Raw genomic sequence first — 26,915 nt, forward strand, 5'->3', positions numbered from 1 at the left:
CGTTCTGAGCAGTCATCGTGCCCGGACCTCACGAGGGCAAGCAGCCCCGTCGTTGCCGTCGACGGCGCCCGGCGCCGCACCTGGAGCAAGCCACCGCCAACCAGCGGTACAAGCACGACAGCCTGCAGGACTTGAGGGCCGGAGGCCTGCCTCGGCGGCGCCACCTGATCGCCCGGCATCCCTCATGGCTCAGTCAGTAGGCGCGTGCCTCGCGCCGCTCGCGGATGCTCTGGAGCCGGGAACCCGACTGGCGCCTGGTCATCGCGCTCAGCGCGCGCGGTGCGAGGATCGCGCCGACGATCGCCCAGAGAGTCGGCACAACGATCGCCAGCACGAGCTCCCACGTCTCGACAGTTTCGGCGCCGGGAAGGAGCACTTGACGCGAGATGAGCCCGACGCCGTAGACGGGAAAGCACCGCGCGATGACCGCGAGCCAGTCCGGCATGGACGAGAGCGGCGTGAACACCCCAGAGATGAGCAGCAGGCCGTATGCCACGAGGGAGACGGGCAGCACGGCCACGGGCGACTTCACGATGCTGCCCGCCACGGCCCCGAGAGGGATCGCGAAGGCGACCGTTAGCACCGCCACGCCTAGGAGGCCCATCCAGGAGCCGGGGTCTGCAGGGAAGATGGGCGCGACCAGGAAGTGGGTCGGCAGGAAGATGAGGATGAGGGTCACCAGACTCCACACGAGCAGGCTGGCGATCTTGCCGACGAGGTGCCCGCTCAGCCCATACGGGAGGAGGCGGACCCGCAGCATCGTGCCATCGTCCTGCTCCGCCACGAGCTCGCCCACGATGCCCACGAAGGCGTTGACGAACAGCAGGGCGACGGCGGCCCCGGTGATCATGCGGCGCACCGCCTCGGCCCCGATGCCCGCGTCGAAGTCGACGAACGTAAAGACGATCGTGAGGATGATGGCCGGGATGAACGTAGCGATCGCCCCCCACTGTCCGTAGCGGTTGCGAAGCTCGATGCCTGCCTGGAGAAGGCCGAAGCGCACGACTCCTGAGATGCGCCAGCCCGGCCGGGTGTCGGTTGCGGTCGTCCCGGTCGTCATCGTGCCTCCTTGCCCTGGTCATGTGTCTCGACGCTCGTCACAATGCTGAGGTAGGCGTCCTCCAGCGTGCCGCGGCGCACCTCGATGTCGCGGACCGCGGGATCGTTCGAGAGCCGCTGCACGAGTCCCCGCGAGTCTTCGACCTCGCGGCTGTGCGGGCCGTCCGTGTCGGTCCACTGCACCGTGGCTTTGACCGCTGCCTGGCGTCGCAGAGCGTCGGGATTTCCGTCAGCGACGATGTTCCCCTGGTCGAGGATGAGGATCCTCTTGCACATCTTCTGCGCCTCGTCGAGGTCGTGCGTCGCCCAGACGAACGTCGTCGAATCGGAGATGCTGGCCATGAGCGCATGGAAGTCGCGGCGCGCCTCCGGATCGAACCCGGTCGTCGGCTCGTCGAGGAACAGCAGCTGAGGGCGACTGATCAGCGCGGCAGCGACGTCCACGCGCCGGCGCTGCCCGCCGGAAAGCGTGCGGAGTCGCTGATGTTGCAGGTGCATGAGACCGACCGTCTCGAGAAGGTCGTCGAGACTCCACAATGCCTGTACACCCGCCGCGCTGTGTGCGGCCCGTGCATATGTGAGGAGGTCGCGTACCCGCCAGGTGCCGTGATCACGCCATGACTGCAGCACGACCCCGACGCGGGACTTCCACGCCTCCGTCGCGTGCGCCGGGTCGGCGTCGAGCACCTCAACACGGCCGGACGAGGGCTTGCGCAGACCCTCCAGGATCTCGATGAAGGTGCTCTTCCCCGCCCCGTTGGGCCCGAGCACGGAGACCGACTCACCGATCGGGATCTCCAGGGACACGTGGTCGAGCACGCGGCGTTGGCCGTACTGCATGACGAGGTCTTCGACCGCGATCGCGGAGCTTCCGACGTGCTGTTCCTGCTCGTTCAGCGTGTGCTCTCGGCGAGAGGTCATGCTCGTCATGCTCGCACGTCGTTGCCCTTGTCGATCGCCATGTGGCGGGATCTGATCGCGCTCCGGATGAGCCACGCCATGGGGGTGCTCTGGATCTGGGGCAGTTTCTGGATGCCTGCCGTCTCGACTTCTGGATGCTTGTCGTCTCGACGAAGTCGCACATGTGCAGGAGGAACCGCAGCGCCAGCGGCGTTCACCACGACTTCGCTCGGCTCGGCCCCGTCGGCCCACCGCGTACGGCGCCTGCGTACCGTGCACGGCCCGTAAAACCGCTCGGTTTGTACTGGGCGATCGCTCCAGCAATCGAAGGGTTCAGCGCGGCCCGCCACGGATCGCTCATCATCCATCCGCCGATCCTGTCAGCCGAGCACCGCCGCGCTCACCCGCCCTGCAGGCCCCCGAGCCAGGCGGCCACCCCGATGAGGAAGCCGTTCAGGCCCACCCCGAGGGCGACGAGGCCGGGCCAGACCGGCCGGCGTCGCTGGGCGATCGCGACGATGCCCAGCACAACCGCGGCCAGCCCGACGACCAGGCAGACGAAAAGGTTGACCGAGGTCTGCACGTCACCGCTCACCACGTCGCTGGCGACGACGTTGAAGTTGTAGATCGCCTCCCACACGGTGAGCGCGACGGCGAGCAGCAGCCCGGTCCAGCCGACCGGGTTCTGCAGCCGCCCCTCCGCCCGGCCCGCGTGGCCGGCGTCACCGCGGCCGGGCGCCAGGTCGGGCTGGTCGTCGGTCCGACGTCGCATGCCTGCTCCTTAGCCTCGGGTCCAAGCCTGCCAGGGCAGGAGCACGGGCGCGCGACGACGGGGCGCCCCGGCCCGGCTACCGAACCCGGACCGCCCCGGGCTACTGGTAGCTGACGAAGTTCGGCGTGGGCTGGACCTGCATGGTCTGCGCCGGGTTCAGCATCGGCACGTCCTCGTCGTAGAAGTTCTTCCACCCCCACCACTGCACGGACGGGGCGCTGGCCCGCAGCGTCGCCCAGGTGCTCTGCTTCGCGCCCTGGCCACCCTGCCCGTCGGCGTGGATGAGGACGGCGAGCTCGGAGCGGGACTGGTCCACGCCGTCGACGCCGGGGATCATCCGGACCTGGAACTGGTGCAGGACGAGGACCTTCTGCGGCAGCCGGTTCTCCCGGGTGAGGTCGGCCAGCCAGGTGACCACCTGGTTGACCTCGGCGACGTCGACCTGCCCGATCTGGCGCAGGTGCACCTGGTCCGGGCGCAGCCGCCACTCCGGGTCCAGCGCCAGCCCGACGTTGGGCAGGCGGAGCAGCTCCTCGTAGGCCTTGGCCTGGGTGAGGAAGTCGGTGCGTCCGGGCTGCAGGTCGAGCACGACGTACATCCCGTGCTGGTGCGCCAGGTCCACCAGGGGCCGCAGCTCCTCCACCGGCCGCTCGGAGGAGTAGTTGCCGTCGTCGCCGGCGCTCGCGCTGGCCACACTGGCGATGATCTCCAGGGCCGGCACCACTGTGGTGTCGGTCAGCCCCTCGTACCGGGCGGCGTGCTCCCGGGCCCGCTCGATGGTCGCCGGGGCGTCCTGCTCGCCGAGCACCCCCAGGGCCGGGGTGGTGGGGTTGCCGTACAGCGCCACGTAGGTCTTGCCAGGCAGCGCGAGCTGTCCGCCGCCGGGCAGCTCGACGCCGGTCGCGGCGGTCTCGGTGCGCCAGGCCAGGGTGTCAGCGTCGCCGAAGGCCGCCCCGAGGCCGACGACGACGCCGGGCGCCTGGTCCGCCGTCTCCTGCACCGTGGCGGACGTCGCCCGGGGGTCCCCGCCCGGGACCACCTGGACCGTGGCCCCCGCGGTCCGGGCGTTGGCGACGGCGGCCGCCTGGGCAGGCTCGCCGGTGGTCATGACGTGGACGCCGTCGACCGGCTCGGGGCGGTCGGTCGCCGGCAGGTCGGTGGCAACTTCGGGCTCGTCGGTCGTCCCGGCGGCGGACGTGCCGGCCCCGGCGGTAGCGGCGGCCGTCGCGTTGGCCCCGGCCGCCACCGCGTCGGTCTCGGCGGTAGCCGCGTCGGCCTCGCCGGTCGCGCTCCCCTCCGGGTCCGCCGGGACGAGCACCTCCGGCTGCGCGACGTCCAGGCCGGCGACGGCGGCGACCTCCTGGCCGGCCGGCACCGGCTCGGCGGCCGGCTGGGTGCCCAGGAGCTCGGCGAGGTCGCCGGGGTCGGCCGGCGCGGCCAGAACGGTGACGTCCTCCCCCACCGCCGGCGGCTGGACCTCCCCGACGGTAAGCACCGTCTCGGCGCCGAGCCGGTCCAGCTCCTCGACCAGCCCGCCGTCGTCGGGCAGCACCGGCGCCCCGAGCGCCACACCGGCCGAGGCGGCGGTCAGCTCGGCGCCGGCGCCGGCGAGGACCACCAGCGGGGCGGCGTCGAAGAACGTGCGGGCGGTGCCGAGCGCCAGGCCGGCGGCGCTGTCGTCGGCGAGCACGGCCGTCTCGGCCGGGGCGCGGACCTCGGCCGTGAGTGCTGCCGAGCCCTCCTGCTGCCCCTCCTGCTGGCTGGTGGTGCAGCCGACGAGGACCAGGCAGGCGGCGAGGACGGACGGGACGAGGGCGGCGCGGCGCACGGGCACTCCAGGGATCGGGGGCGGGCCAGCCCCCGAGGTTACGTCGTGCAGGAGGCAGGCGCCGCGCGTTACGGTCGCTGGGACCGGCGTGGCGCGCCGCAGGGACCGGCGGGGCGCCGTCGTTGGGACCGGCCCGGCCGCGTCAGGGAACTGGGACGGGCCCGGGCGCGGGCGTCCGGGAGCGGCAGGCACAGGGAGGAGCAGCATGGCGGACTACGGGCACCCGATCCGCGGCGGCGTCTTCCTCACCCCCGCCGCGGCCGACCCGCAGGGCGTGGTGGCGCTGGCCCGGCTGGCCGAGGACGTCGGCCTGGACCTCGTCGCGCTCCAGGACCATCCCTACCAGCCGGCGTTCCTCGACACCTGGACGCTGCTGTCCTACCTGGGCGCCGTCACCGACCGGATCAGCCTGGCGCCGGACGTGGCCAACCTGCCCCTGCGCCCGCCGGCGGTGCTGGCCCGGGCGGCCGCGAGCCTGGACCTGCTCACCGGCGGCCGGCTGGCGCTCGGCCTGGGCGCCGGTGCGTTCTGGGACGCGGTGGCGGCCATGGGCGGCCCGCGGCGGACGCCGGGCGAGGCCGTCGCCGCGCTCGAGGACGCGATCGACGTCGTCCGCGAGCTCTGGGACCCCACCCGCCGGCACGTCCGGGCCGGCGGCACGCACTACCGCGTCGACGGCGCCAAGCCCGGCCCCGCGCCGGCGCACGAGGTGCCGATCTGGGTGGGCGCTGTCCGGCCGCGGATGCTCCGCCTGGTCGGCCGCCGCGCCGACGGGTGGGTGCCGAGCGCGTCCTACTTGCCCCCGGAGCGGCTAGACGCCGCCAACGCCGTCATCGACGACGCCGCCCGGTCCGCCGGCCGGGACCCGGCAGAGGTGGTCCGGCTGTACAACGTCGGCGGCTCCTTCGCCGCCGGCTCGGGCTTCCTCACCGGCGACGCCGACACCTGGGCCGAGCAGCTCGCGAACCTCGCGCTGGGGACGGGGATGAGCATGTTCATCCTGGCCACCGACGATGCCGAGACGATCCGCCGGTGGGCCGGGGAGGTGGTGCCGGCGGTGCAGGAACGGGTGGCCACCGGCCGGGGTGCCCGGTGAGCGGGATGACCCGTGCGCAGGTGGAGCACGATGAGCGGGGTCGCACGACGAGCGGGGACAGCACGGTGAGCAAGGACAGCACGTTGGGCCCGGACAACACGGGGATCCCGGAGGCAGCGCCGGTCGGGACGGGGGCACCGGTCGGGACGGGGGCGCCGGGCGACGCAGCGCCCGCAGCCGGTGGGGCGGAACCCGCGCGCCGGGCCCAGCGGCCAGATGCCGACCAGGACCTTGCCGGGCTCCTGCCGGCCGGCGCCCTCGGTGCCCGGGCGACGATCCTGCAGGTCTCCAGCGCCTTCTGCGCCCCGTGTCGGGCTGCCCGCACTGTCGCCGCGCGGGTGGCGGAGACGACCCCGGGCGTGGTGCATGTGGAGGTGGACGTCGCCGGCCACGAGGAGCTGGCCGGGCAGCTGGCGGTCACCAGCACCCCGGTCGTCCTCGTCCTGGACAGCGCCGGGCGCCCGCGGGCCCGGCTGGACGGCGTGCCGCGCCTGGCCTGGCTGCGCGGTGTGATCGCCGACCTCTAGCCGCCGCCCGGCCGCCGTCGCCGTCGCCGTCGCCGTCGCCGAGGACCCGCCGGTGCGGCCAGGAGATCCGGGCTAGTGTGGTCCCGATCACGATCGACGTGCCGAGAGCCGGCAGATAGCTGGTGGATCAGGTTCGACGGGCCAGGACGTGGGAGGGAGAAGGATGGCTCCCCGTGCAGAACACGCATCGCGAGCGAAGCTGCTCAACGCCCTCGTGGTCATCCTCGGCGTCGTGACGATCGGTGTGGGCCTGTACTTCGCCGCGATCGACCGGCTGCTGCTGACCACGGCCGTCTGCCTCGCCGCCCTGATCCCAGGGAGCGTGCTGGCGTATGCCGCGTCTCGGGCGAGGTCCGACCCACCGGTGCCCCTCACGGCCGAGCGGCAACGTCGGGTCGCGTCCGTCATGCTCGCGGCGGGAGCGGTCACGCTCCTCGTCGGCGGCGTGCTCGCCGTCGTGATGCCTGGGGGCCTCTCGACGCTCCTGGTGACGACTGGGCCGGGGATGGTGCTGGCCGGCATCGCCCTCCGCACCGAATCCAGGAGCACCCGCTAGCCCGGACCTCGGGGGCCACGCGCCCGGCTCGGCGCCCCGGCCGCCGTCGCCGCCGCTAACGGGCGCCGGAGACCTCGCTCGCGGCCAGCTCGGCGACGAGCTGCGTCACCAGGTCCGCCGTCTCCTCCCAGCCGGTCACGGCCCGCGTCGGCACGCCGAGGCGGACCACCGGATAGTCGTTGCCGGCCGGGTCCAGCCGGTCGCCGACGAAGAGCATGTCGGTCAGCGCGATGCCGGTCTGCTCGCTCAGCCGCGCCATGCCGTAGGCCTTGTCCACGCCCTTCCGGGTGATGTCCACCGAGGTGGACCCGCCGGAGCGGACCTCCAGCCCGGGCAGGAGGCGCGCGACGGCGTCGCGCAGGGCTGTCTTCTTGGCGCCGGTGGGGTCCCAGGCCTTCTTCGCGTCGAGCGGGGCCTGCTGGCCCAGGGCGGAGAAGGTGATCTGCGAGCCGCGGTCCTCGAGGATGTCGCCCCACGGCTGCTCGGTCCACAGGCCCAGGCGCCGGGCCTCGCCCTCGACGGAGGCCAGGGCCGCGGCGCGCTCCTCGGCGGTGAGGTCGTGGGCGTACACCTGCCGCCACCCGTCGCCGTCGTGGCGGAGGTAGCGGGTGCCGCAGGTCGGCATCAGGTGCAGCCGGCCGAGCTGCTCCGGGGTGGCGGGGAGGTGGGCGAGGACCTGGTCGCGGAACTGGCCGAAGTGGCCGCCGGAGATGATGCACACCGGCAGGTGGTCGAGCAGGGCGACGAGCGCGCCGGCCATCGGCGCCGGCATGGGCGACTTGGACGGTGCGAGGGTGTCGTCGAGGTCGAAGGCGATCAGCGCAGGGGCGGGCACGGTGCTCCTCGGTCGGGGTCCGCCCGATTATGCCCGGTGGCCGACGGCGTCCGGTCGCCGGCCGCGGCGCGCGGCGCGGTTGCTCGTCCCGGTGCTCACTCGGGTGCCCGCCGCCCGGCCGGGCCCGGTGCCCGCCGCCCGCCCGGCACAATGGGCCGCATGACGACCACACCGACCCTGCCCCTCAACGACGGCAGCCGGCTGCCCGCCGTCGGCCTGGGCACCTACCCGATGACCGACGACGAGGCCGCCACGGCCGTGGCCGGCGCCCTGCGGATGGGCTACCGGCTGGTAGACACGGCCGCGAAGTACGGCAACGAGGTCGGCGTCGGCCGGGGTATCGCCGCTTCCGGGGTGCCCCGGGCGGAGGTGCTGGTGACGAGCAAGGTCCGCGGCGCGGACCAGGGCTACGAGGAGACGCTGCGGGCCTGCGAGCAGACCCGCCGCGACCTCGGCCTGGAGTACCTGGACCTGTACCTCATCCACTGGCCGCTGCCCCGGGTGGACAAGTACGTCGACACCTGGCGGGCGCTCGTGCAGCTGCGGGCCGACGGGCTGGTGCGCTCGATCGGGGTCTCGAACTTCACCGCCGCCCAGCTCGACCGGCTCGTCGCCGAGACCGGGGTGACGCCGTCGGTCAACCAGGTCGAGCTGCACCCCGGCCTGCCCCAGGCCGAGCTGCTCGCCGCCCACGCCGAGCGGGGCATCCTCACCCAGGCCTGGAGCCCGCTCGGCCGGCGCCGGCTGCTGGACCACCCGGCGATCGTCGAGGCGGCCGGGAACCACGGCGTCTCCCCCGGCCAGGTGGTCCTGTCCTGGCACCACCAGCGCGGGGTGCTGCCGATCCCGAAGTCCGCCGACCCCGCCCGGCAGCGGGAGAACCTGGACATCTTCCGCTTCGCCCTGCACGAGCCGGAGATGGAGCGCATCACCGCCATCGCCGGCCCCCGGTACGGCGGGGACCCGGACGAGCACGAGGAGTTCTGAGCAGCCCAGGGAGCCAGCCGTCCGGGCACGGGCGTCAGCGGCCCGGGCGGGGTCAGCGGCCCAGGTACGCCCGGACCACGGCGGCGGGGATGCGGCCGCGGTCGGCGACGGCGATGCCCCGGGCCCGCGCCCAGGCCCGGACCTCCGCCGGGCTCGGCGGGGCCGGCTCGGGCGCGGCGCCGCCCTGCGGGAGGAGCAGGTCCGCGCCGGCGGCGGTGAGCGCGTGCGCGGCGAGCTCGGCGCGGGCCGCGCCGAGGAAGCGGTAGGTCCACTCCTCAGCCAGCGGGCGGGTCTCGGCGAACATCACCGGCACCGCCGGGAACCGGGCCTGCGCCTCGGCGAGGGCCTCGGCGACCACCCCGCCGGAGACGTGCTCGAGCCGGAAGATGCGGCTGTAGCGCTCCTCGACGACGACGGCGGCCCGGGGCAGCGCGGCCAGCTCGGCGAGGGCGTACGTCAGCCGTCCGGTGGTGAGGGACGCCGCGAGGTCCCCCAGGGACTTGCGCTCGACGGCGGCGACCACCTCGCCGTCGACCTCGACCGCATAGTCCCCGGCCGGCAGCCGGCGCCGCACGGTGGTGGCCTGCTGGTGGCTGAACCGGTAGGGGTACTTCTCCCGGATGTCGACCACGATCTCCAGGACCTGCCCGGTGGCGCGCCGGGTGGGCAGCGCGACCTTCGGCCGGGCCTGCTTGGTGGTGGTCGGGGACTGCCAGAAGATCATCTCCCGCCCCCGGGCGCGGGTCAGCACGATCTGCGAGCGGTTCTCCCGCCCCCGGTCCAGGACCAGGTCGATCGCGGGGCCGCGGCGGGAGCAGGAGCGGACCGGGACCCGCTCGAGGACCGTGGCGTCGGGCGGCCAGCCCTCGGTGCGGTGGCAGTACACCTTCGAGGTGCGCGGCCACGTCTCGCGGGCCTTGAGCACCAGGCCGTCGCGGCCGAGGGGCACCCACAGCAGGTAGGGCAGGGTCGAGCCGGGCTCCGGGTTGCGGGCGATGACGAAGTCCGCGTGCACGGCACCTCCTCGGCGTCAGGGCCAGTATGCCGGGGCCGGCAGGCCAGGGTATGCGTGGCACGGCAGCGTCTAGGCTCAGTCTGCGGATCGGAGGCCCGAGCATGAGCGATTACGTCGATTGGCCGGACGAACATGACGGGTCGGTCGGGCTCGCCGTGCTTCTGCCCGGGAGGAACTACCCCACGACGATGCCGCTCCTCACCTTCGCGGGCCTCGCGGCCGTCCAACACGGGTGGCGAGTTCGCGCCGTGTCGTGGAGCGCGCCCGACCTCGACACCGATGCCACGATCGAGTGGGTCGGGACGCAGTTGGCCGAAGTGGTCGGCGACTTCGACGGGCGCGTCCTTGTGGTCGGGAAGTCACTTGGCAGCTGCGCCGCTGCGCGTGCTGCTCGGCATGGGTACGACGGGATCTGGTTGACGCCTCTGCTGCACCTGCCCGAGGTCGTCCAGGCGATGTCCGGGCATCCCGGCCGACAGTTGCTCGTCGGTGGCACCGAGGACCCGGCATGGAGCATTGAGGCCGCCCGGAAGATCGGTGGAGAGATCGCCCAGATCGAAGGCGCTGACCACGGGATGTTCAGCGATGACGCGGTGCGAACTGCCGAGATGCACGTCGAAGTCGTCCGTGCGATCGACCAGTGGTTGCGCCTCACGCCGTGAGGAGCCAGTCTCGACCTCACGCCGTGAGGAGCCAGTCTCGATAGGTCTGGGCGAGATCGTCGTTTCGACGGTTACCGCGCTCGGGTTCGCTGATCGTGGTCGACCAGACACCGAGAGTGTTCGCAGCCGACGTCAGCGTGATGTTCTTTGCCCGCCGGAGCGGGCGCAGGTCGTCGACACCCGGAATCGACCGTCACCGTGATCGTGGTCGAGGTCGTCGATCATCACCGCCGCTGACAGCGGCGAGCGAGACCGGAAGGAGGAGGCCATGTCTGCGACCCCCGACTACATCGTCACCACGGGCGACTTCATCACTGAGTGGATGGAGCACCAGGGCGTCAACGCGGCAGAGCTCGCTCGCCGGCTCGGCGTGTCGCGCAAGCACTTGAGCGAGCTCCTGAGCGGCAAGGCTCCGCTCTCCCATCCGCTCGCCCTCGCCCTGGAGCGGGTGACCGGGGTGCCCGCTCGCATCTGGAACCAGTACGAGAGCGGCTACCGCGGCGATCTCGCCCGCCGCCAGGAGAACACGGACCCCGACGCCCAGTAGGAGCGGGTGCTTGCCGGCGAGCTCGGGATCGCAGCGAGCATCGGGCTCGGCCGCGCCCAGCGGGAAACCGGTGACTACGCCTGGGGGCAGGGTCTCAGGCGCACCGTCGAGCTCCAGGTGACGGCACCGGGGAGCAGGTGAGCGATGGCCGAGCGGGCGAGGCGGGTCTGGCTGCAGCGTCGACGTCGAGAATCGCCTTCCGGTGCACGGGTCGCCGGCGTCGGAGACCCGCTCAGCCGGTCCGCCGGGCCGGGCCGCGGTAGTGCTCGGCCAGCCGGGCGAAGCCCTCGTCCAGGCTCATTGCCGGCTCCCAGGACAGCGCGGCGCGGGTGCGGCGCAGGTCGAACCAGTGCGCCGTGCTGAGCTGCTCGGCGAGGAACCGGGTCATCGGCGGCTCGTCCTCCCCCGGCCGCACGGCCCAGGCCCGCTCCACCACGGCGCCGGCCGCCCGGGCCGCCCACCCGGGCACCGCCCAGCGCGGCGGCGGCACCCCGGCCGCCCGGCACATCCCGGCGATGAGCTCGGCCACCGGCCGCGGCTCGCCGTTGGTGACGACGAACGCCTCCCCGTGCACCCGCTCGGCCCGGTCCAGCGCGGCGAGCAGCGCGCTGACCGCGTTGTCCAGGTAGGTGGTGTCGATGAGCGCGGCGCCGCGGTCCAGCACCGGCAGCCGGCCGGCCGCCGCCCGGTCCACCACCCGCTGGACGAGCTGGGTGTCCCCCGGGCCCCAGACGATGTGCGGCCGGACCGCGACGACCGCGAAGCCCGGCGCGTCGGCGGCCAGCGCGCGCAGCTCGGCGGCGGCCTTGGTCCGGGCGTAGGTGCCGCGGGCCAGGTCCGGCCGGGCCGGGGCGGCGCCCGCGCCGACGATGGACCGGCCGGTGTGGGCCACCGACGGGGAGGAGACGAAGACGAACCTGGTGGCCCCGGCGGCCCGGGCGGCGCTCAGCAGTTGCTCGGTGCCGCCGACGTTGACGGCGGCGAACTCGGCCTCCGGCCCGGCGAAGGAGACCTTGGCGGCCAGGTGCACGACGGCGTCCTGCCCGGTGACGGCCGCGCGGACGGTCGCCGGGTCGGTCACCGAGCCGCGCACCTCCCGGGCGCCGGGCAGCCCCGCCGGGCGCCGCTGCAGGGTGGTGACCTGCGCGCCGCGGGCGAGCAGCGCCGTCGCGACGGCCCGGCCGAGCATCCCGGACGCGCCGGTGACCAGCACCCTCACGGCCGCTCCCGCCTCGCCGCCGCCCGCCTCGCCGCCGCCCGGCCGCCGGTCACGGCCCGCCCGCCGGTCACGGCCCGCCCGCCCGTCACGGCCGGCCCGCCCGGGCGCCGGCGAGGGCGCGGCCGGCCCAGGCGGCCAGCCGGGCCCGCTCGACCTTGGCGTTGTGCCGCACGTCGGTGGGCACCCGCGGCACCCGGAGCACCGCGGCGACCGGCACGGGGCTGGCCGCGCGGACCCGCCGGGCGAGCCCGGCCGGGGCGAGGGACCACGGCCGGCGGGCGCCGTCGTGCACGGCCGGGTCGGTCTCGAGGACGACGACGACCTGCTGCGCGCCGCCCGGGCCGACCCCGACCGCTGCCGCCCGGGCGACGCCCGGGATGCCGAGGACCGCGTCCTCCACGGCCACCGGGGTGACCACGCCGTCGGCGGTGCTGATGACGTGCCCGAGGCGACCCTCGATCCACAGCCGGCCGCGGGCGTCGAGGTGGCCGACGTCGCCGGTGCGGTGCCAGCCGGGCCAGGTGGCGGAGTGGTCCTGGGTGGCCCAGAGCCGGTCGTAGCGATCCTTCAGGTGCGGGGCGGTGACGAGCACCTCCCCGGTCACGCCGGGCGCCGCGGTGGGCTCGCCGGTGGCGCGGCCGGCGTCGTCGAGCGGCACGACCAGCACCCGGGCGCCGGGCACCGGGGTGCCCACGCAGGTGCCGCCGCCGGCCCCGGGGACCGCCGCGGTGGCCGCCTCCGCGGCGGCGGCGCGGATCTGGTCCAGGGAGACGTCGGTGACCGGGAGGACCTCGGTCATCCCGTACGGGGTGCGCAGGTCCGCGCCGGGCAGGACCTGGCCGGCGGCGGCGAGCCGGGCGGCGGCGATCGGGGCGCCGGCGGAGAGGACCAGGCGGGGCCCGGCCAGGGCCTGGCGCTGGTCGGGGGTGAGGTCGGCGGCGGTGGCGACGACGTTGGCCAGCGCCGACGGCGAGGCGAAGACCGCGTAGGCGTCGACGGCGGCGACGGCGTCGGCGAGGGCGGCGGCGGTGAGCTCGGCCGGGGCGGTGACGTCCATGTCCGGGGTGGCGGAGGCGGCCCCGGTGGCGGTGCCGAGCAGGGCGAACGGGGCGAACGCCGCGACGAAGGGGCGCTCCGGGGACAGCCCGTAGGTGGCGGCGACGACGTCCCGCATGCCGGCGAGGCGGCGGTGGGTGTACACGACGCCCTTGGCCGGGCCGGTGGAGCCGGAGGTGTACAGGATGGCGGCGTCCGCGTCGGGCGCGGGCTCGGGCGGCAGGGCGCGGCCGGCGGCGGCGAGGCGGGCGCCGGCGGCGGTGAGGTCGACCAGGGTGGCCGTGGCGCCGAGGGCCCGCCGGCGGGCGGGCCCGGCCGGCCCGGCGAGGATGCGGCGGCCGGGCCAGCGCAGCAGCCGGGCGCCGGTGACGGCGCGGGTGATGCCGACGAGGTGGTCGGGGTCGGCGGCGCGGACGGCGCGGGTCAGGCCCGCGGGGCCGAGGCCGGCGTCGGCCAGGACCACGACGGCGCCCAGGCGCAGGCAGGCGAACAGGGCGACGGTCAGGTCCACCCCGGGCGGGACCAGCAGGCTGACCCGCTGGCCCGGGCGGACCCCGGCGTCGGCGAGCCCGAGGGCGAGGTGGTGGACCCGGCGGGCGAGCTCGGCCCAGGTGACGGCGCTGCCGCCGGCGCCGAGGGCGACGACGGCCGGGGACGGGGAGCCGGCCTGCTCCGCCAGCGCCGTCCACAGCGGGCGGTAGGCGGCGGCCGGGTCGGGCGAGGCGGTGGCCAGGTCGGGCGAAACGGTGGCCGGGTCGGGCGAGAGGGTGTTCAGGGCGGGGGAATCGGCGGTCGGATCGGGCGGTGCGGCAGCGGCGGCCGGCGCGGGTGTGGCGGGCGAGCCGCCGGCGGCACCGGCGGCAGCTTCCGCACCGGCGGGCGCCCCCGCCCGGTCACCGACCCCGCGGCGCTCCAGCCACCGCACCACGGTGCCGGCGACGTCCGCGTCCTCCACCACCAGGTGCCCGGCCCCCTCGAACCGGTGCACGTCGGCGCGCGGCAGGCGGGCGCGCAGGTCGCGCAGGTAGCGCTCGTAGAAGACCGGGTCCCGCGGCCCCCACAGCAGCAGGGCGGGCAGGTCCAGGCGGGCGACGCCGTCGGCGATCCGGGTCAGCTCGGCGTGGCTGGGGTGGCCCGGGCCGACCGGGATGTCCTCGACGAACGTGCCGATGCTCCGGCGGTCGCGGGCGGTGGCGTAGGGCGCGCGGTAGGCGGACCGGACCGCTGCCGGCAGGGCGGGCCGGGCCAGCGCCAGGGTGGTGTCGAGGAACGCCGGGGTGCCGGTGGTGGCCGCGGTTCGCAGGCCGCGGCGGCGGGCCAGGCGCAGCAGGACCGGGACGTTCTCGCCGTCGGCGTGGTGCAGGGCGGTGTTGGTCAGCACCAGCCCGGCCCGCTCGCGCGGGTGGTCCACCGTCCAGCCGGCGGCGACGACGCCGCCCCAGTCGTGCCCGACGGCGACCACCGGCCGGGCGTCCCAGCCGGCGCCGGACAGGCCGAGGGCGTCGGTGAGGTCGCCGAGGTCGCGCACCCGCTCCGCGAGCCGGCGCGGGCCGGCGGTGCGCTCGGAGAAGCCCATCCCCAGCTGGTCGACGGCGACCACGCGCCACCCGGCGTCGGCCCCCGCCGCCAGCAGGGAGCGCCACAGGTAGGACCAGGTGGGGTTGCCGTGGACGCACAGCAGCGTGCCGCGGTGCTCGCCGGCGGGCAGGCTGGCGGCGTTGTCCAGGTAGTGCCAGGTGTGCCCGGCCGCGGTGATCCGGTGCGGCCATGCGGGGTCGACGCCGGGCCAGGGCTCGGCCGGCGGGCCGGCCGGGGCCGGGCCGGATGGGTCGGCGGCGGGTGCGGCGTCGCCTACGGAGGGGACGGCGGCGGGCCGGGCTGCCGCTCGGGAGGAGTCCACGGCGGGCGCGGCTGCGGGCCGGGACGAGTCCGCGGCGGGCCGGGCCGCCGTCGTCACCAGGCCAGCTCCAGCATCGTGGTGTTCAGGCCCGAGCCCACGCCCAGGCACATCACCCGGTCTCCCGGCGCCAGCGTCTCGGCCTGCTCGGACAGGGTCATTGCGATGGCGGCGGGCCCCACGTTGCCCCACCGGTCGAAGGTGACCGGGACGCTGGCCGGGTCCAGGTCGACCGCGTCGACGATGGCCTTGGTGTAGGGGGTGGAGATCTGGTGGGTGACGTACCTGGCCAGCCGGCGCCACCGCCACCCGTGGGCCTCGGCCTCGTGCCAGGCGTCGGTCACCAGCCGGAGCCCGGCGGCGAGCAGGTTCTTGGTGTCGGTGGTCATCTTCCCGAAGGACCCCACGCACAGCGCGTGGTGCTCGGTGCCGGCCCGGGAGACCCCGCCCAGGATGCGGTGGCCGTCGGGCCGCTCGCTGGCCCGGCCCAGGACGGCCGCCGCGGCGCCGTCGCCGAGGGTGAGGGAGGCGAACTGGTCGGTGTAGTCCTGCCGGGTGACGCCGCCGGCCCCGAGCCGGGCCAGGGTCTCCTCCTGGGTGGGGCGTACGTCCTCGGCGTCGACGACGACGGCGTAGTCGACCTGGCCGGCGTCGATCATCGCCGAGGCCATCTGCATGCCGTTGACGAACCCGAGGCAGGCGTTGGTGATGTCGAAGTTGAGGGCCGAGGAGGGCAGGCCCATCTTGTGGTGCACCCGGACGGCGACCGAGGGCTCGAGGTGGGCGCGGGAGACCGAGGTGTTGATGAGCAGGCCCACCTGGTCCGGCCGCACGCCGGCCGCGGCGAGGGCCTTGGCGCCGGCCTCGGCGGCCATGTCCTCGAACGCGGTGCCCGGCGCCCACCAGCGCCGCTCGATGACGCCGGAGACCCGCTCGAGCAGGTTCGCCGGCAGGCGCAGCGCCTCGCGGGTGGGGGCGAGGCGGTCCTCGAACTCGGTGGAGGGCACGATCACCGGTGCCTCGATGTGGGACAGCCCCACGACGGCGCTGTCTCGGTACCTGACGGTGGCGTTCCCTGGCTGCACGGGCCCCAGGCTACGGACCGGTAACCCGGGACGCATTCCGTTCACCCGGAGCGGATTCCGGGAACTCCGGCCGGCGTCGTCAACGTCACAGGGCGCCGAGGCGGGCCGCGGCTGCCGCCGCCGTCGTCACCGGTCTGGTCGCCCGGGCGGCGCCGGCCCGGCTCAGTCTCCGGGCGCGATCCCCGCGGCGCCGGTTCAGTGGCCAGGGCGCGCGGTCCGGGGCGGCCCGCTCAGACTCAGGGCGCGCCGTTCCCCCGGCGCGGGGACGGCGCGCCGCCGCGGTCGGCGTCGGGCACGTCCTCCACCGGGTGGCGGACGAGGAAGGTGATCGCCACCACCAGGCCGCCCCAGACGACGACGATGGCGATGATCATCATGAGGATCGCGACGGGTGTCATCGGGTGGCCTCCCGGTTCGTCGACCCGCCCAGCCGGGCGGCGTCGGCCGCGAAGCCGGGGAGCGGGTCAGGGGTGAAGTCGTCCACCGGGCGGCGCCAGCGGACCACGGTGTAGACGACGGCGGCCACGACCATGAGGGCCAGCACCCCCCAGCCGACGGTGTTCACGAAGCTCCACGGGTAGCCGCCGTACGGTTCCTGGAACAGGCTGACGATGGTCGTGATGAGCATGTAGACCAGCGCGATCGGGACCACCACGCCCACCAGCACGCGCCACCACGTCCCCACCCGGGCCGTCGAGATGGCGTTGAGGTGCGCCTGCAGCTCGGGGAGCTTGCGCACCCCGAGCCCGGCGACCACGCACATGAGGATGGCCGAGGCCACCACGCCGACCTCGTTGGTGTACTTGTCCACCGTGTCGAGCATCGCCAGGGAGGAGGTGGTGGAGTACAGCGCCAGGGAGACGACCGCGCACACGCCGCCGATGGCCAGCGAGACCTGCACCCGGGTCAGGCCGAACTTCTCCTGGAACGCCGCCGAGACCACCTGCATGATCGAGATGAGCGAGGTGAAGCCGGCCAGGGTGAGGGAGAGGAAGAACAGCACCCCGAACAGCGGCCCGCCCGGCATCATCGAGATGACCTGGGGGAAGGTGATGAAGGACAGCGAGACGCCGGTCAGCCCCTCGAGCTCGCCGACCCCGATGCCCTGCTGGGCCGCCATGAACCCGAGCGTCGCGAACACGCCGATGCCGGCCAGGATCTCGAAGGAGGAGTTCGCGAAGGCGGCCACGTAGGCGACCGGGGTGAGGTTGGAGCGGCGCCGGAGGTAGCTGGAGTAGGTGAGCATGATGCCGAAGGCGATGGACAGCGAGAAGAAGATCTGGCTGTACGCCGCGATCCACACCCCCGGGTCGCCCAGCGCCGCCCAGTTGGGGGTGAAGAAGGCGTTGAGCCCCTCCAGGGCGCCGTCGAGGAGGACGGCCCGGACCACCAGGATCAGGAACAGCACGACCAGCAGCGGCAGGAACACCTTGTTGGCGCGCTCGATGCCGCGCGCGACGCCGAGCGCCAGGATGACCAGCGTGACCACCCAGACGGCCAGCAGCGGCCAGAAGATGCCGCCGACGACGTCGGTGCTGACGGTCGCGCCGGCGTCCTGGAGGAAGTCGCCGATGAAGAACCCGGCCGGGTCGTCCCCCCAGGCAAGGGAGACGGAGAAGAAGGCGTACCGGATCGCCCAGACGATGATGACCGTGTAGTAGGTGGCGATGACGAAGGCGATCGCGACCTGGAACCAGCCGAGCGGCTCGAACCGCCTGCCCAGCCGGTGGAACACGGTCGGCGCGGAGCCGCGGAACCGGTGCCCGAGGGAGTAGTCCAGCAGCAGGATCGGCACCCCGGCGGTCAGCAGCGCCACGAGGTAGGGGATGAGGAAGGCGCCGCCGCCGTTCTCGTAGGCGACGCCGGGGAAGCGCCAGATGTTGCCCAGCCCGATCGCCGAGCCGATCGCGGAGAGCAGGAAGCCGAGCTGGCCGGACCACTGCTCGCGCTCGACGGTCGGCGGTGAGGTCGTCGCCATGAGGTGTCCTTCCGGAACTTTTCCGACGGCGGTGCGTTCTTGAACGACTGTGCGTTGAAGCGACACGGTAGCGCTTCCGCGGCGCGGCGGCCGTCGATTCGCCCGGGATGTCCTCGGCGCGGCGGCTGCCGATCCTCCTGGATGTCCTCGCCGCGGCGGCCGCCGACCGCCCCGGGAGGTCCTCAGCGGGGCGGCGCGCCGCCCGCCGGCGCGGCGACCAGGCCCAGCAGGTCGTGGGCGAGGCGGCGCCAGCGCGGCCGGAACGCGTAGACCCCGGCCAGCCGCAGGCGGGTCGCGGCGGCGTAGGCCGGCACCCGGTCCCAGAGCCGCGGGTCGGCCGGCAGGACGGCCCGGAGCGCGGCCCGCGCGGCCGCCGCCCGCGCGGGGCTCAGCAGGCCCTGGCGACGGCGCAGGTCGAGGTGGACGAGCAGGTTCGCCACGTCCAGGGCCCGCTCGCCGACGGCGAGGGTGTCGACGTCGATCATCCCGACCGTGCCGTCCGGGCGCAGGAGCAGCTGCTTGTCGTGCAGGTCCCGGTGCAGGACGCCGAGCAGCGGGCGGTCCGGGACTGCCCGCAGGGCCGCGGCGACGGCGTCGCGGGCGGTGGCCACCCGGCCGGGGTCGAGCAGCCCGTGGTGCACGGCGGGGCCGAGCCAGGCGGTGACGGCCGTCAGCTCCTCCTCGACGTCGTGCCGGGCGAGGTCGGGGTCGGGGTCGGCGGCGTGCAGGGCGGTGACCAGGTGGCCGGCCGCCGCCCAGCCGGCGCGGAGCTCGGCCAGCGGGCGGGCCGGGTCCGCGCCGACGGCGAGCAGGGTGCTGCCGCCCACGTCGGACCACCGCAGCACCCCGCGGGCGGCGCCGCGGTGGTCGAGCAGCTCGGGCACGGCGTCACCGAGGACGGCCCGGACGTAGCCGGCACGCCGCGCCATCGCCGGGCCCCGCGACGGCCGGACCACCTTGACGAACTCGGTGCCCGGGCCGGTGCCGGTGCCCGGGCCGGTGACGCGGACGACGGCGCGGCGACCGGGCCGGTGCGCCACGAGCCGGGCGCCCGGCAGCGCCAGCACCGCCGCAAGGGCGGGCAGCCGGGCGTCGGCGCCGGCGGGCTGGAGGAGCACCCTGCCGAGCGGTCGGGCCGGGGTCGGGGCCGCGGCCGCCGCGCGGTCCAGCGCCGCCGGGTCGGCGAACCACTGGCCGGCGACCGGCGGGCGGGCGTCGACGCCCGCGTCGGCGTCGGCGCCGGCCGGGGCGAGCTCGACCAGCGCGTGGTCGCTCCCGCGGGGCCAGGTCCGGACCAGCGTGTACCGGTGCTCGCCGTCGACGATCTCGTCGGGCAGCCGGCCGGGTGCCGGCGCCACATGGTCGATGGGTGCGGTCGCCGCGCGGTCGACGGGTACCGCCGCCGCAGGCTCCCCGGGTGCCGCCGGCGCGGGGGCGGCGGGCGGCGCCGGTTCCGCACCCCCAGCGACGCCTGGTCCTGGTCCCGCACCCCGCGTGACGCCCGCCGCCGGTCCCGCACCCCGGGCGCCGCCGAGCCGGGCCGGGCGAGGGCCGCCCGCGGTAGGCCGGGCGGCAGCGGTGACGGCGAGACGGTGCGCGGCGCCGACGAGCTCGCTGACCCGGTCCGACCAGCCCCGCTCGTGCCGGCGGAACGGCTCGGTGGCGCGCTGGAGCAGGGCCGCGGCGGTGCGGGCCGCGAGGGCCCGGTGGTCGACACGGCCGCCGGCCGCGCGGTAGCCGTCCAGCAGCGGGCCGAGCACCTCGGCGGGGTCGGCCGCGGCGGGCGCCCGGCCGGCGACGACCTCCGCCGCCGACCAGGACGCGAGGTCGGTCAGCGGGTCGGCCACCCCGCCCCGGTCCAGGTCCACCAGGGTCAGCGGGGCCTGCCCCGCCCCCGCGCGGGCCGCGCCCCCCGCCGCCCCGACCACCTCGGCGTCGGTCGGCCGAACGCCGGTGACGGACCCGGCGCCGGGGCCCGCCGGCCCGCCGTCGAGTAGGTCCGGCCGCACGATGAGCAGGTCCGGCCGCACGATCACCTGGTCCGCCGAGAGGTCGCCGTGGACCAGCGCGACGGCCGCCCGCCCGGTGAGCACCTGGCGGGCGGCCGCCGCGGCGCACCGCGCCCGCTCGCCGGCCGCCGGAACGATCGCCCGCACCGCGACCACGGCGGACGCCAGCGCCGCCGTCGGGTCGGCGGGCGCGCTGCCGGCCGGGGCGCCGGGCGGCACCGGCGCGGCGTGCAGGGCCGCGAGGATTCCCCCGACCGTTCCCCACAGCCCGGCCTCCCCCAGCAGGTCCAGCGGCGTGCCGGGCACGAACGCGGTCCGCACCACGCCCCGGCCGGAGACCCGGCCCAGGTCGGCGGTGGGCAGCCCGGCGCCGGCCAGCAGCCGGTGGGCGGCCACGTGCGCGGCCGCGGCGGCCGGCCGGTGGACCTTGACCAGCACGCGCCCGCCGTCGCCGTCGGCGACGGCGACCCAGCGCCGGCCGGGCTTGTAGACCAGCGGCACCAACGCTCCGGCGCCGGCCAGGACGGCCCGCACCCCGGGCAGGTGCCGGTCCGCGGTGGCCTCCCCCAGGGCGAGGCCGGCGGCGCGGTCGACGGCGGTGCCGCGGCCGACGTCGTCCCGCTCCCCGGCCCGGACGACCTTGGCGATCTTCTCGACGGCCACCGGCCGGTACGCGACCGCGAACGCCTGACGCGAGCGGCCGCCGTCGTCGGTGATGCGCAGGCCGGCGACCAGCGAGGTGCCGGGCTTGTACCGCAGGTAGGTGACCTCGGCGCTCCCGCCGCTCCCCCACGGACCGCCGAGCCGGGCGAGCAGCGCGGCCGGGTCGAGCACGGTGGCCAGGCCGGGCAGCGCGGGGTCGGCGGCGGCGAGCCGGTTGTCATCGGGCCGCACGGCGGTCCTCCTTCTCCTCGGGGTGCACCACGGCGAGGTGCCGCTCGGTCTTGGGGGCCAGGGCGCGCAGCCGCGAGCCTGGGGCGGCCAGCAGGTCGGCCGGGGTGCCGTGCTCGACCACCTGCCCCCGATCGAGCACCACCACCTCGTCGCAGCCCAGCACGTCGGCCAGGACATGGCTGACCAGGAACGTGGTGCGCCCCGCGGTGAGCCGGTCGACGGCCTCGAGCACGGCGGCCGAGCTCGCCGGGTCCAGCCCGGTGGTGGCCTCGTCGAGGATGATGACCGAGGCGTCGCGGAGCATCGCCCGGGCGATCGCCAGACGCTGGCGCTGCCCGCCGGAGAGGGTGTCCCCACGCTCCCCCACCACGGTGTCGTACCCCTGCGGGAGCCGCTGGACGAACTCATGCGCGTTGGCCGACCGCGCCGCCTCCTCGACCTCGGCGTCGGTGGCGTCGGCCCGGCCCATCCGGATGTTCTCCCGCACGGTGCCCGCGAAGAGGACGGACTCCTGCAGCACGACGGCGAGGTGGGCGCGGAGGGAGTCCACGGTGATGTCGCGCAGGTCGTGCCCGTCGACCCGGACGGTGCCGGCGACCGGGTCCTGCAGGCGCACCAGCAGGGCCGCGAGCGTCGACTTGCCCGAGCCGGACGGGCCGACGAGCCCGACCCGGGCGCCGGGCCGCACCCGCAGCGTCACGTCCTGCAGCGCCGTCGTGCCGTCGCCGTAGGAGGCGGTGACGTGGTCGAGCCGGACCTCCCCGACCAGCCGCCGGAGCGGGCGGGCGCCGGGGGCGTCGGTGACCTCCGGGCGGGTCGCCACCACAGCCACGATCCGCTCCCCGGAGGCGCCGGCCTTGGCGATCCGGCCGGTGTACTTGGCCAGGTCGCGCATCGGCTTGAAGGCGCCCTTGAGGTACTGCACGAAGACGACGAGCTCGCCCGGGGTGAGCCGCCCGGCCAGCACGGACCAGCCGCCGACCGCGAGCACCACGCCGGTGGCGACCCCGACCAGCAGGTCCGTGCGGCGCTCGAGCCCGGCGGAGAGCCGGGTGGCCCGCACGCCGTCGCGGAGCTCCTGGCTGCTCGAGACGGCGAACCGGGCCTCGAGCTGGCGCTCGAGGGAGTACGCCTGGACCACCCGCACCGCGCCGAAGGACTCCCCGGCCGCGCCGGCGAGGTCGCCCTCGCGGCGGCGCTGCTGCCGGGCGGCGCCGGTGATCCGCCGGGCGGACCGGGTGGACTGCAGCGCGAAGACCGGCAGGGCGGCCAGCACGACCAGCGCCAGGCGCCAGTCCAGGACCACCATCACCACCAGCATCGCCGCCAGCGTGACGACGTTGCCGAGCAGCGGCATCGCGGCGGTGACGGCGACGTCCCGGAGCTTGCCGACGTCGGACACCAACCGGGTGATCAGGTCCCCGGTCCGCGTCGCGGAGTGGAACCGCAGCGACAGGCGCAGCGCGTGCGCGTAGACGTCCGCCCGGACGGCGGTGGTCGCCCGGGTGCCCGCGAGCGCGAAGGCCACGGTGGTCAGGTAGGCGGCGAGGGCCCGCAGGCCGGCCACGACGACGACGGCGACGCCGCAGCCGACGAGCAGCCCGAGCACCCCCGGCCGGCCGGCCGCGCCCGGGGCGACGACGGCGTCGATGACCAGCTTCAGCGGCCACGGCTCGAGGAGGCGGAAGAGCACCTCGGCGAACAGCGCGACGAACCCGCCGGCGACCAGCCGGCGGTGCGGGCGCAGGTAGGGCCGCAGGTAGGCCAGGGTCCGGCGCAGCGCCGGGGCCGCGGAGCGCAGGTCGGCGGGTGCGCTCATCTAGCCCACCTCCCCGGCGGTCTGGTAGGCCGACGACGCCGCGCCGTCGGGCGCCGTGGCGTCGGCCACGGCACACTCGGGCGCCCCGCCGGCCACCGCGCCGTCGGCGCTGCCGAGCCGCAGGCCGGCCGCGGCGAGGCTGCGGTCGACGACCTGGGTCCAGGTGCGGGTGGCGACCACCGACGCTCGCCCGGCGCGGCCCAGGCGTCGGCCCAACACCGGGTCGTCGGCGAGCCGGCGCAGCGCGGCGGCGAGCGCGCCCGGGTCGGAGCCGGGGACCAGCAGGCCGGTGGTGCCGTCGTCGAGGACCGCGGGCAGCTGGCCGACCGCGGATGCGACGACGGGCAGCCCGGCGGCCAGGTACTCGTAGACCTTCAGCGGGGAGAAGTAGCCCGCGCCGTCGCCGGCGGGGTACGGCGCGGCGGCGACGTCCATCCGGTGCAGCCAGCCGGGGACCTCGGCCGGGCGCACGGCCCCGGTGAAGGTGACCGCGTCGGCGATGCCGGCGGCGCCGGCCCGGCGGCGCAGGTCGGCCGCCTCGGGCCCGTCCCCGACGAGGAGCAGCCGCGCGTCCGGCACCGTGCGGCGCAGGAGCGCGACGGCGTCGAGCAGGGTGGCGGTGCCGTGCCAGGGCTTCAGGGTGCCGACGAAGCCCACGGTGAACGGCCGCCCGGCCGCGGCGGCCGCGGCGGCCGCGGGCGCGGGGCGGATCCGGTCGACGTCGACGCCGTTCGGCTCCACCACCACCCGGGTCGTGTGCCGGGGGCCGAGGTGGCCGCGGACCCAGGCGGCGACCGGCTCGGAGACGCACACCACGGCCGTGGCGGCGCGGGCGGCGTCCCGGACGACGGCGTCGGCCTCGGCGGCGTGGACCAGGCCACGGTGGCGGGCCTGCTCGGCGGGCAGCGGGGCGTTGACCTCCAGCACCGCCGGGATCCGGCGGGTCGCGGCGTACCGGGTGCCGGCCCGGCTCCAGAGCGAGTACCGCTCGTAGACGGCGTCGAACCCGGCCCGGCCGCCGGCGGCGGTCAGGGCGTCGTGCAGGTGGTCGTCCGCGGCGAGCAGGGCGGCCTCGCGGGCGGCGACGTCGGTGCCGCCGTCGTCGCGGACGCCGGCGCCGTCGGCGCGGGCCGTGGGGCGGGCGAGCTCGTGCACCCGCAGGCGCCGCCCGGCGGCCGCGGGCGGTGCGCCGCCGGTCCGGCGGCAGAACAGGTCCACCGTGTGGCCGGCGGCGAGGAGGACCCGGACCACCTCCTGGACGTGCACCGAGGCGCCCTTGGTGCCGAAGACGGGGATACCCGGGTCGGCGCAGACGTAGGCGATCCTCACCGGGGCACCTCCACCAGGGCCGGCGCGGGCCGCGCTGGGGAGGGCTGCGCAGGAGCGGGTGCGGGCCGAACGGGCGCGGGCGGCGCGACGGACGCGGGCGCGGGCGGAAAGGCCGCCGGCGGGGCGGGCAGCGCGGCGTCGAGCCGGGCCGCCTGCCGGGCCGAGCCGAACTCCGCCTCAACCAGCGCGCGGGCGGCGCCGGCGAGCCGGGCCCGCAGCCCGGCGTCGTCGAGCAGCCGGCCGAGCGCGGCGGCGAGCGCCTGGGCGTCGCGCTGCGGGACGACCAGGCCGGTGCGCTCGGGCCGCACCGCCTCGGTGATGCCGGTGACGTCCGTGGCGACGCACGGGGTGCCGAGCGCCATCGCCTCGAGCAGCACGGTGGGCAGCCCGTCGGCGTTGCCGTCCGCGCCGACGACGCAGGGCGCGGCGAGGACGTCGGCGCCGCGCACCGCGGCCCGGACCCGGTCCTGCGGCAGCGGGCCGGTCAGCTCCACCACGCCGTCGAGCGACCGGTCCCGGACCTGGGCGCGCAGGTCCGCCTCGCGGTCCCCGCCGCCGACGATGCGGCACCGCACCGGGCGGCCGGAGCGGCGCAGGAGCGCGACGGCGTCGACCAGAACGTCGAAGCCCTTCTTCTCCACCAGCCGGCCGACGGCGACCACGGTCGGCACGGGGCCGGCCGGGCGGTCCGCGGGGGCGGTGCAGCCGAAGGCGGCGAGGTCGAGGCCGTTGTAGATCCGGTGCACCGGCGTGCGGGCCACCGCGGCCGGGAAGGCGGCGGCCAGGTGCCGGGCGTTGTAGTCCGAGACGGTGACGACGTGGTGGGCGTCGGTGATCTTCCGGGCCAGGTCGGCGGGGTCGACGCTCTCGTGGAAGATGTCCTTGGCGTGCGCGGTAAAGGAGTACGTCACCCCGGTGAGCAGCGCCGCGAGCCGCGCCACGGTGGTGGCCAGCGAGGCGAAGTGCGCGTGCAGGTGCGTGATGCCCCGCTGCTGGACCTCGGCGGCGACGTCGAGCGCCTGGGCCGCGTCGGGGGCCTCCGCGCTCAGCAGCTCGGGCAGGACCTCGGGCAGCCGCGGCAGGACCGCGCCGGCGGACGCCAGGCTCGCCCACAGGTCCTCGGCCTTGCGGGCCCGCGGCACGTAGGTCACCGGCGCCTGCACCCGGGCCAGGGTGTCGTGGAACCGCGGATCCACTGGCGGGCGCAGGGCGAAGATCTCGATGTCCGCGCCCCGGGCCTCCCGGGCGATGATCTCGGAGACCACGAAGGTCTCGGAGAACCGCGGGTACATCTTCAGCACGTACCCGATCCGCTCGGGGCGGCGGCCGTCCGGCCCGGCAGCTCCCGCCGGCACGGTGGCACGGTCCGGCCTGGTGGCACCGGCCGGCGGCCAGCCGGCGTCCTCCGGCCCGGCAGGGGGCGTGGCAGCGATGAGGTCAGGCGACATCGGCGTTCTCCTCCAGCCCGACGAGGGCGGTCAGCAGCCTGGGCAGCCGGGCCAGGCCGTCCAGGTCGACGTCGGCGGCGGGCCGCGGGCGGGGCCCGGCCGCCACGGCGGCGGCCCAGGTGCCGAGCCGGGCCGGGGTGAGCCGGTCCGGGGTGAGGTGGTCGAGCAGGTCGGCCCGGGCGAGGGCCCGGGCGCGGACGAGCTGCTCGGCGCGGGGCGCCACCCGCGGCACCACCAGCAGCGGCGTCCCGGCGGCCAGCGCCTCGCAGACGGTGTTGTACCCGCCCATCGCGACGACGGCGGCCGCGCGGGCGAGCAGGTCCGGGGCGTCGTCGACATAGTCGTGCACCTGCACGTCGCCGCGGCGCGTCGCGGCCTCGGCGCACCGGCGGTGCTGCTCGGCGGGCATCTGGGGGCCGGTGACCAGCACCCCGGTGTGCCCCGGGGGCAGCGGCGCGCGGACGAAGGCCTCGGCGAGCGCGCCGCCGTCGGACCCACCGCCGACCATCGCGAGGACGAACGGCCCGGGCACGGCGGTGCGGCGCCGCCCCGCGCCGTCCGTCCGGCCCCGGGCGAGGTAGCCGGTGTGCACCGTCCGTCCGCGCACCGCCGCCGGCAGGCCGAGGTCCGCGACGACGTCGTGGACCCCGGCGTCGCCGTAGACCCAGACCGCGTCGTACCAGCGGAGCACGGCGGCGGTGGCCCCCTCGTGCGCCCACTCCCGGCGGGCGGCACTCGGGTCGTCCAGCACGTCGCGCAGGCCGAGCACGACCTTGGTGCCGGTGGCGGCGAGGGCGCGCAGGGCCGGCTCGAGCTCGCCGCGGAAGCCGCGCGGGTGCTTGTCGACGACGAGGACGTCCGGCCGGAAGGAGGTGACGGCGGCGGCGAGGACCGAGCGGCGCATCGCGAGCACGTGCTCCTGGCCCACCGAGAGGTGCCGGGCGCCGTAGCCGCCGTCGGCGTCCTTGGCCAGGGCGGGCAGGGAGACCAGGTCGCAGCGCTCCGGCCGGTGGGCGGTGACGACCTCGGGGGCGCCGGTGAGCAGGAGGACGTCCGGCGTCGGGTCCAGCGCGGCGAGGGACCGGGCGATGGCCAGGTTGCGGCGCACGTGCCCCAGCCCCTGGGCGTCGTGGGAGTACAGGGCGACCCGCAACGGGCGGCGGCCGGCGCCGTCGTCGACGGTGGCGCGCCGCGGCTCCCCGGTCCCGGTCGTGGGCCGGCGCAGCGGCTCCCCGGTGGTGGTCGTGGGCCGGCGCCGGGACCCTGCCGTGGTGGTCGTGGGCCGGTGCCGCGACCCTGCCGCTCCCAGCACCGGCGGGGCGGACCCGGTCGCGTACCCGCCTGCCGCGTTCCTGAGCATCATGGTGACCCCTCGTTCGGCATCTCTCGGTGCGGAC

At 76.2% G+C, this 26,915-nt stretch carries 22 protein-coding genes; 6 read left to right on the forward strand and 16 right to left on the reverse strand.

All coding sequences use genetic code 11. From position 1 onward, the window contains the following. Positions 1 to 193: 193 nt before the first annotated feature. From MF406_RS11675 to MF406_RS11690, 4 genes are all read right to left on the reverse strand, one after another. Positions 194 to 1,060, reverse strand: a complete 867-nt coding sequence (locus tag MF406_RS11675; protein WP_242893693.1) for an ABC transporter permease — start codon at positions 1,058 to 1,060, stop codon at positions 194 to 196. Continuing rightward, positions 1,057 to 1,989, reverse strand: coding sequence for an ABC transporter ATP-binding protein (locus tag MF406_RS11680; protein WP_242893695.1), 933 nt, complete (start codon positions 1,987 to 1,989; stop codon positions 1,057 to 1,059). Before MF406_RS11680 ends, MF406_RS11675 begins: the two co-directional genes overlap by 4 nt. Before the next feature lie 370 nt (positions 1,990 to 2,359). Further along, the gene (locus MF406_RS11685; RefSeq protein WP_242893698.1) at positions 2,360 to 2,731 is read right to left on the reverse strand and encodes a hypothetical protein; all 372 of its coding nucleotides are present in this window, start codon (positions 2,729 to 2,731) and stop codon (positions 2,360 to 2,362) included. Between the two features lie 100 nt (positions 2,732 to 2,831). After that, positions 2,832 to 4,559 (reverse strand): hypothetical protein, encoded by a 1,728-nt coding sequence (locus MF406_RS11690; RefSeq protein ID WP_242893700.1) that lies wholly within the window; start codon positions 4,557 to 4,559, stop codon positions 2,832 to 2,834. 205 nt (positions 4,560 to 4,764) lie between these two features. Between MF406_RS11690 and MF406_RS11695 the strand changes: the two genes are divergently transcribed. The 3 genes from MF406_RS11695 (at position 4,765) to MF406_RS11705 (ending at position 6,738) form a co-directional block, all read left to right on the forward strand. Next, positions 4,765 to 5,655, forward strand: coding sequence for an LLM class flavin-dependent oxidoreductase (locus tag MF406_RS11695; protein ID WP_242893703.1), 891 nt, complete (start codon positions 4,765 to 4,767; stop codon positions 5,653 to 5,655). Positions 5,656 to 5,660: 5 nt separating this feature from the next. Continuing rightward, positions 5,661 to 6,182, forward strand: a complete 522-nt coding sequence (locus MF406_RS11700; RefSeq protein WP_242893706.1) for a thioredoxin family protein — start codon at positions 5,661 to 5,663, stop codon at positions 6,180 to 6,182. A 163-nt stretch (positions 6,183 to 6,345) separates the two neighbouring features. Further along, a complete protein-coding gene (locus MF406_RS11705; RefSeq protein WP_242893709.1) occupies positions 6,346 to 6,738 on the forward strand; it encodes a hypothetical protein in 393 nt (130 codons plus the stop codon). A gap of 55 nt (positions 6,739 to 6,793) precedes the next feature. On the opposite strand, the gene MF406_RS11710 is transcribed toward MF406_RS11705, so the two are convergent. Next, complete coding sequence (locus MF406_RS11710; RefSeq protein WP_242893712.1) at positions 6,794 to 7,573, reverse strand: HAD-IIB family hydrolase; 780 nt, start codon at positions 7,571 to 7,573, stop codon at positions 6,794 to 6,796. Between the two features lie 159 nt (positions 7,574 to 7,732). Between MF406_RS11710 and MF406_RS11715 the strand changes: the two genes are divergently transcribed. Then, positions 7,733 to 8,560, forward strand: coding sequence for an aldo/keto reductase (locus MF406_RS11715; RefSeq protein WP_242893715.1), 828 nt, complete (start codon positions 7,733 to 7,735; stop codon positions 8,558 to 8,560). A gap of 52 nt (positions 8,561 to 8,612) precedes the next feature. Here MF406_RS11715 and MF406_RS11720 read toward each other — a convergent pair whose 3' ends face one another. Continuing rightward, the gene (locus MF406_RS11720; RefSeq protein WP_242893728.1) at positions 8,613 to 9,575 is read right to left on the reverse strand and encodes a histone-like nucleoid-structuring protein Lsr2; all 963 of its coding nucleotides are present in this window, start codon (positions 9,573 to 9,575) and stop codon (positions 8,613 to 8,615) included. A 101-nt stretch (positions 9,576 to 9,676) separates the two neighbouring features. Between MF406_RS11720 and MF406_RS11725 the strand changes: the two genes are divergently transcribed. Both MF406_RS11725 and MF406_RS11730 read left to right on the forward strand, forming a co-directional pair. Next, a complete protein-coding gene (locus MF406_RS11725; protein ID WP_242893729.1) occupies positions 9,677 to 10,237 on the forward strand; it encodes a hypothetical protein in 561 nt (186 codons plus the stop codon). A gap of 268 nt (positions 10,238 to 10,505) precedes the next feature. Continuing rightward, entirely contained in the window at positions 10,506 to 10,784 is a 279-nt protein-coding gene (locus MF406_RS11730; RefSeq protein ID WP_242893731.1) for a helix-turn-helix domain-containing protein, read from the forward strand. A gap of 232 nt (positions 10,785 to 11,016) precedes the next feature. Here MF406_RS11730 and MF406_RS11735 read toward each other — a convergent pair whose 3' ends face one another. The 10 genes from MF406_RS11735 to MF406_RS11785 form a co-directional block, all read right to left on the reverse strand. Beyond that, on the reverse strand, positions 11,017 to 12,003 hold the full coding sequence (locus tag MF406_RS11735) for an NAD(P)-dependent oxidoreductase (protein WP_242893733.1): 987 nt from the start codon (positions 12,001 to 12,003) through the stop codon (positions 11,017 to 11,019). Positions 12,004 to 12,088: 85 nt separating this feature from the next. Continuing rightward, complete coding sequence (locus tag MF406_RS18895; protein ID WP_305852954.1) at positions 12,089 to 15,016, reverse strand: alpha/beta fold hydrolase; 2,928 nt, start codon at positions 15,014 to 15,016, stop codon at positions 12,089 to 12,091. Beyond that, complete coding sequence (locus tag MF406_RS11750; RefSeq protein ID WP_242893734.1) at positions 15,013 to 16,041, reverse strand: 3-oxoacyl-ACP synthase III; 1,029 nt, start codon at positions 16,039 to 16,041, stop codon at positions 15,013 to 15,015. Before MF406_RS11750 ends, MF406_RS18895 begins: the two co-directional genes overlap by 4 nt. Before the next feature lie 236 nt (positions 16,042 to 16,277). Next, positions 16,278 to 16,439 carry a methionine/alanine import family NSS transporter small subunit gene (locus MF406_RS11755; RefSeq protein ID WP_242893736.1) on the reverse strand — a complete coding sequence of 54 codons (162 nt, stop codon included), beginning with the start codon at positions 16,437 to 16,439 and terminating at the stop codon, positions 16,278 to 16,280. Further along, the gene (locus MF406_RS11760; protein ID WP_242893738.1) at positions 16,436 to 18,019 is read right to left on the reverse strand and encodes a sodium-dependent transporter; all 1,584 of its coding nucleotides are present in this window, start codon (positions 18,017 to 18,019) and stop codon (positions 16,436 to 16,438) included. Before MF406_RS11760 ends, MF406_RS11755 begins: the two co-directional genes overlap by 4 nt. Positions 18,020 to 18,201: 182 nt before the next feature. Beyond that, positions 18,202 to 20,922 carry an aminoglycoside phosphotransferase family protein gene (locus MF406_RS11765; RefSeq protein WP_242893740.1) on the reverse strand — a complete coding sequence of 907 codons (2,721 nt, stop codon included), beginning with the start codon at positions 20,920 to 20,922 and terminating at the stop codon, positions 18,202 to 18,204. Next, on the reverse strand, positions 20,909 to 22,741 hold the full coding sequence (locus MF406_RS11770; RefSeq protein ID WP_242893742.1) for an ABC transporter ATP-binding protein: 1,833 nt from the start codon (positions 22,739 to 22,741) through the stop codon (positions 20,909 to 20,911). The genes MF406_RS11765 and MF406_RS11770 overlap by 14 nt, the downstream gene beginning before the upstream one ends. Next, positions 22,742 to 24,070: a glycosyltransferase family 4 protein gene (locus MF406_RS11775; RefSeq protein ID WP_242893752.1), complete on the reverse strand. Its 1,329-nt coding sequence runs from the start codon at positions 24,068 to 24,070 to the stop codon at positions 22,742 to 22,744. It abuts the gene before it with no gap. Then, entirely contained in the window at positions 24,067 to 25,518 is a 1,452-nt protein-coding gene (locus MF406_RS11780; RefSeq protein WP_242893754.1) for a glycosyltransferase, read from the reverse strand. Before MF406_RS11780 ends, MF406_RS11775 begins: the two co-directional genes overlap by 4 nt. Continuing rightward, positions 25,508 to 26,881: a glycosyltransferase family protein gene (locus MF406_RS11785; protein ID WP_242893757.1), complete on the reverse strand. Its 1,374-nt coding sequence runs from the start codon at positions 26,879 to 26,881 to the stop codon at positions 25,508 to 25,510. The genes MF406_RS11780 and MF406_RS11785 overlap by 11 nt, the downstream gene beginning before the upstream one ends. Positions 26,882 to 26,915 lie beyond the last annotated feature (34 nt).

Origin of the sequence: Georgenia sp. TF02-10 (genome assembly GCF_022759505.1) — a bacterium.
In the GTDB taxonomy this organism is placed as follows: Bacteria; Actinomycetota; Actinomycetes; order Actinomycetales; family Actinomycetaceae; genus TF02-10.

Coding starts and splice junctions, on each gene's coding strand:
- MF406_RS11675 (WP_242893693.1), bottom strand. CDS start 1,060: ATGACGACCGGGACGACCGCAACCGACACCCGGCCGGGCTGGCGCATC.
- MF406_RS11680 (WP_242893695.1), bottom strand. CDS start 1,989: ATGACGAGCATGACCTCTCGCCGAGAGCACACGCTGAACGAGCAGGAA.
- MF406_RS11685 (WP_242893698.1), bottom strand. CDS start 2,731: ATGCGACGTCGGACCGACGACCAGCCCGACCTGGCGCCCGGCCGCGGT.
- MF406_RS11695 (WP_242893703.1), top strand. CDS start 4,765: ATGGCGGACTACGGGCACCCGATCCGCGGCGGCGTCTTCCTCACCCCC.
- MF406_RS11700 (WP_242893706.1), top strand. CDS start 5,661: ATGACCCGTGCGCAGGTGGAGCACGATGAGCGGGGTCGCACGACGAGC.
- MF406_RS11705 (WP_242893709.1), top strand. CDS start 6,346: ATGGCTCCCCGTGCAGAACACGCATCGCGAGCGAAGCTGCTCAACGCC.
- MF406_RS11715 (WP_242893715.1), top strand. CDS start 7,733: ATGACGACCACACCGACCCTGCCCCTCAACGACGGCAGCCGGCTGCCC.
- MF406_RS11725 (WP_242893729.1), top strand. CDS start 9,677: ATGAGCGATTACGTCGATTGGCCGGACGAACATGACGGGTCGGTCGGG.
- MF406_RS11730 (WP_242893731.1), top strand. CDS start 10,506: ATGTCTGCGACCCCCGACTACATCGTCACCACGGGCGACTTCATCACT.
- MF406_RS11755 (WP_242893736.1), bottom strand. CDS start 16,439: ATGACACCCGTCGCGATCCTCATGATGATCATCGCCATCGTCGTCGTC.
- MF406_RS11760 (WP_242893738.1), bottom strand. CDS start 18,019: ATGGCGACGACCTCACCGCCGACCGTCGAGCGCGAGCAGTGGTCCGGC.
- MF406_RS11770 (WP_242893742.1), bottom strand. CDS start 22,741: ATGAGCGCACCCGCCGACCTGCGCTCCGCGGCCCCGGCGCTGCGCCGG.
- MF406_RS11780 (WP_242893754.1), bottom strand. CDS start 25,518: ATGTCGCCTGACCTCATCGCTGCCACGCCCCCTGCCGGGCCGGAGGAC.
- MF406_RS11785 (WP_242893757.1), bottom strand. CDS start 26,881: ATGATGCTCAGGAACGCGGCAGGCGGGTACGCGACCGGGTCCGCCCCG.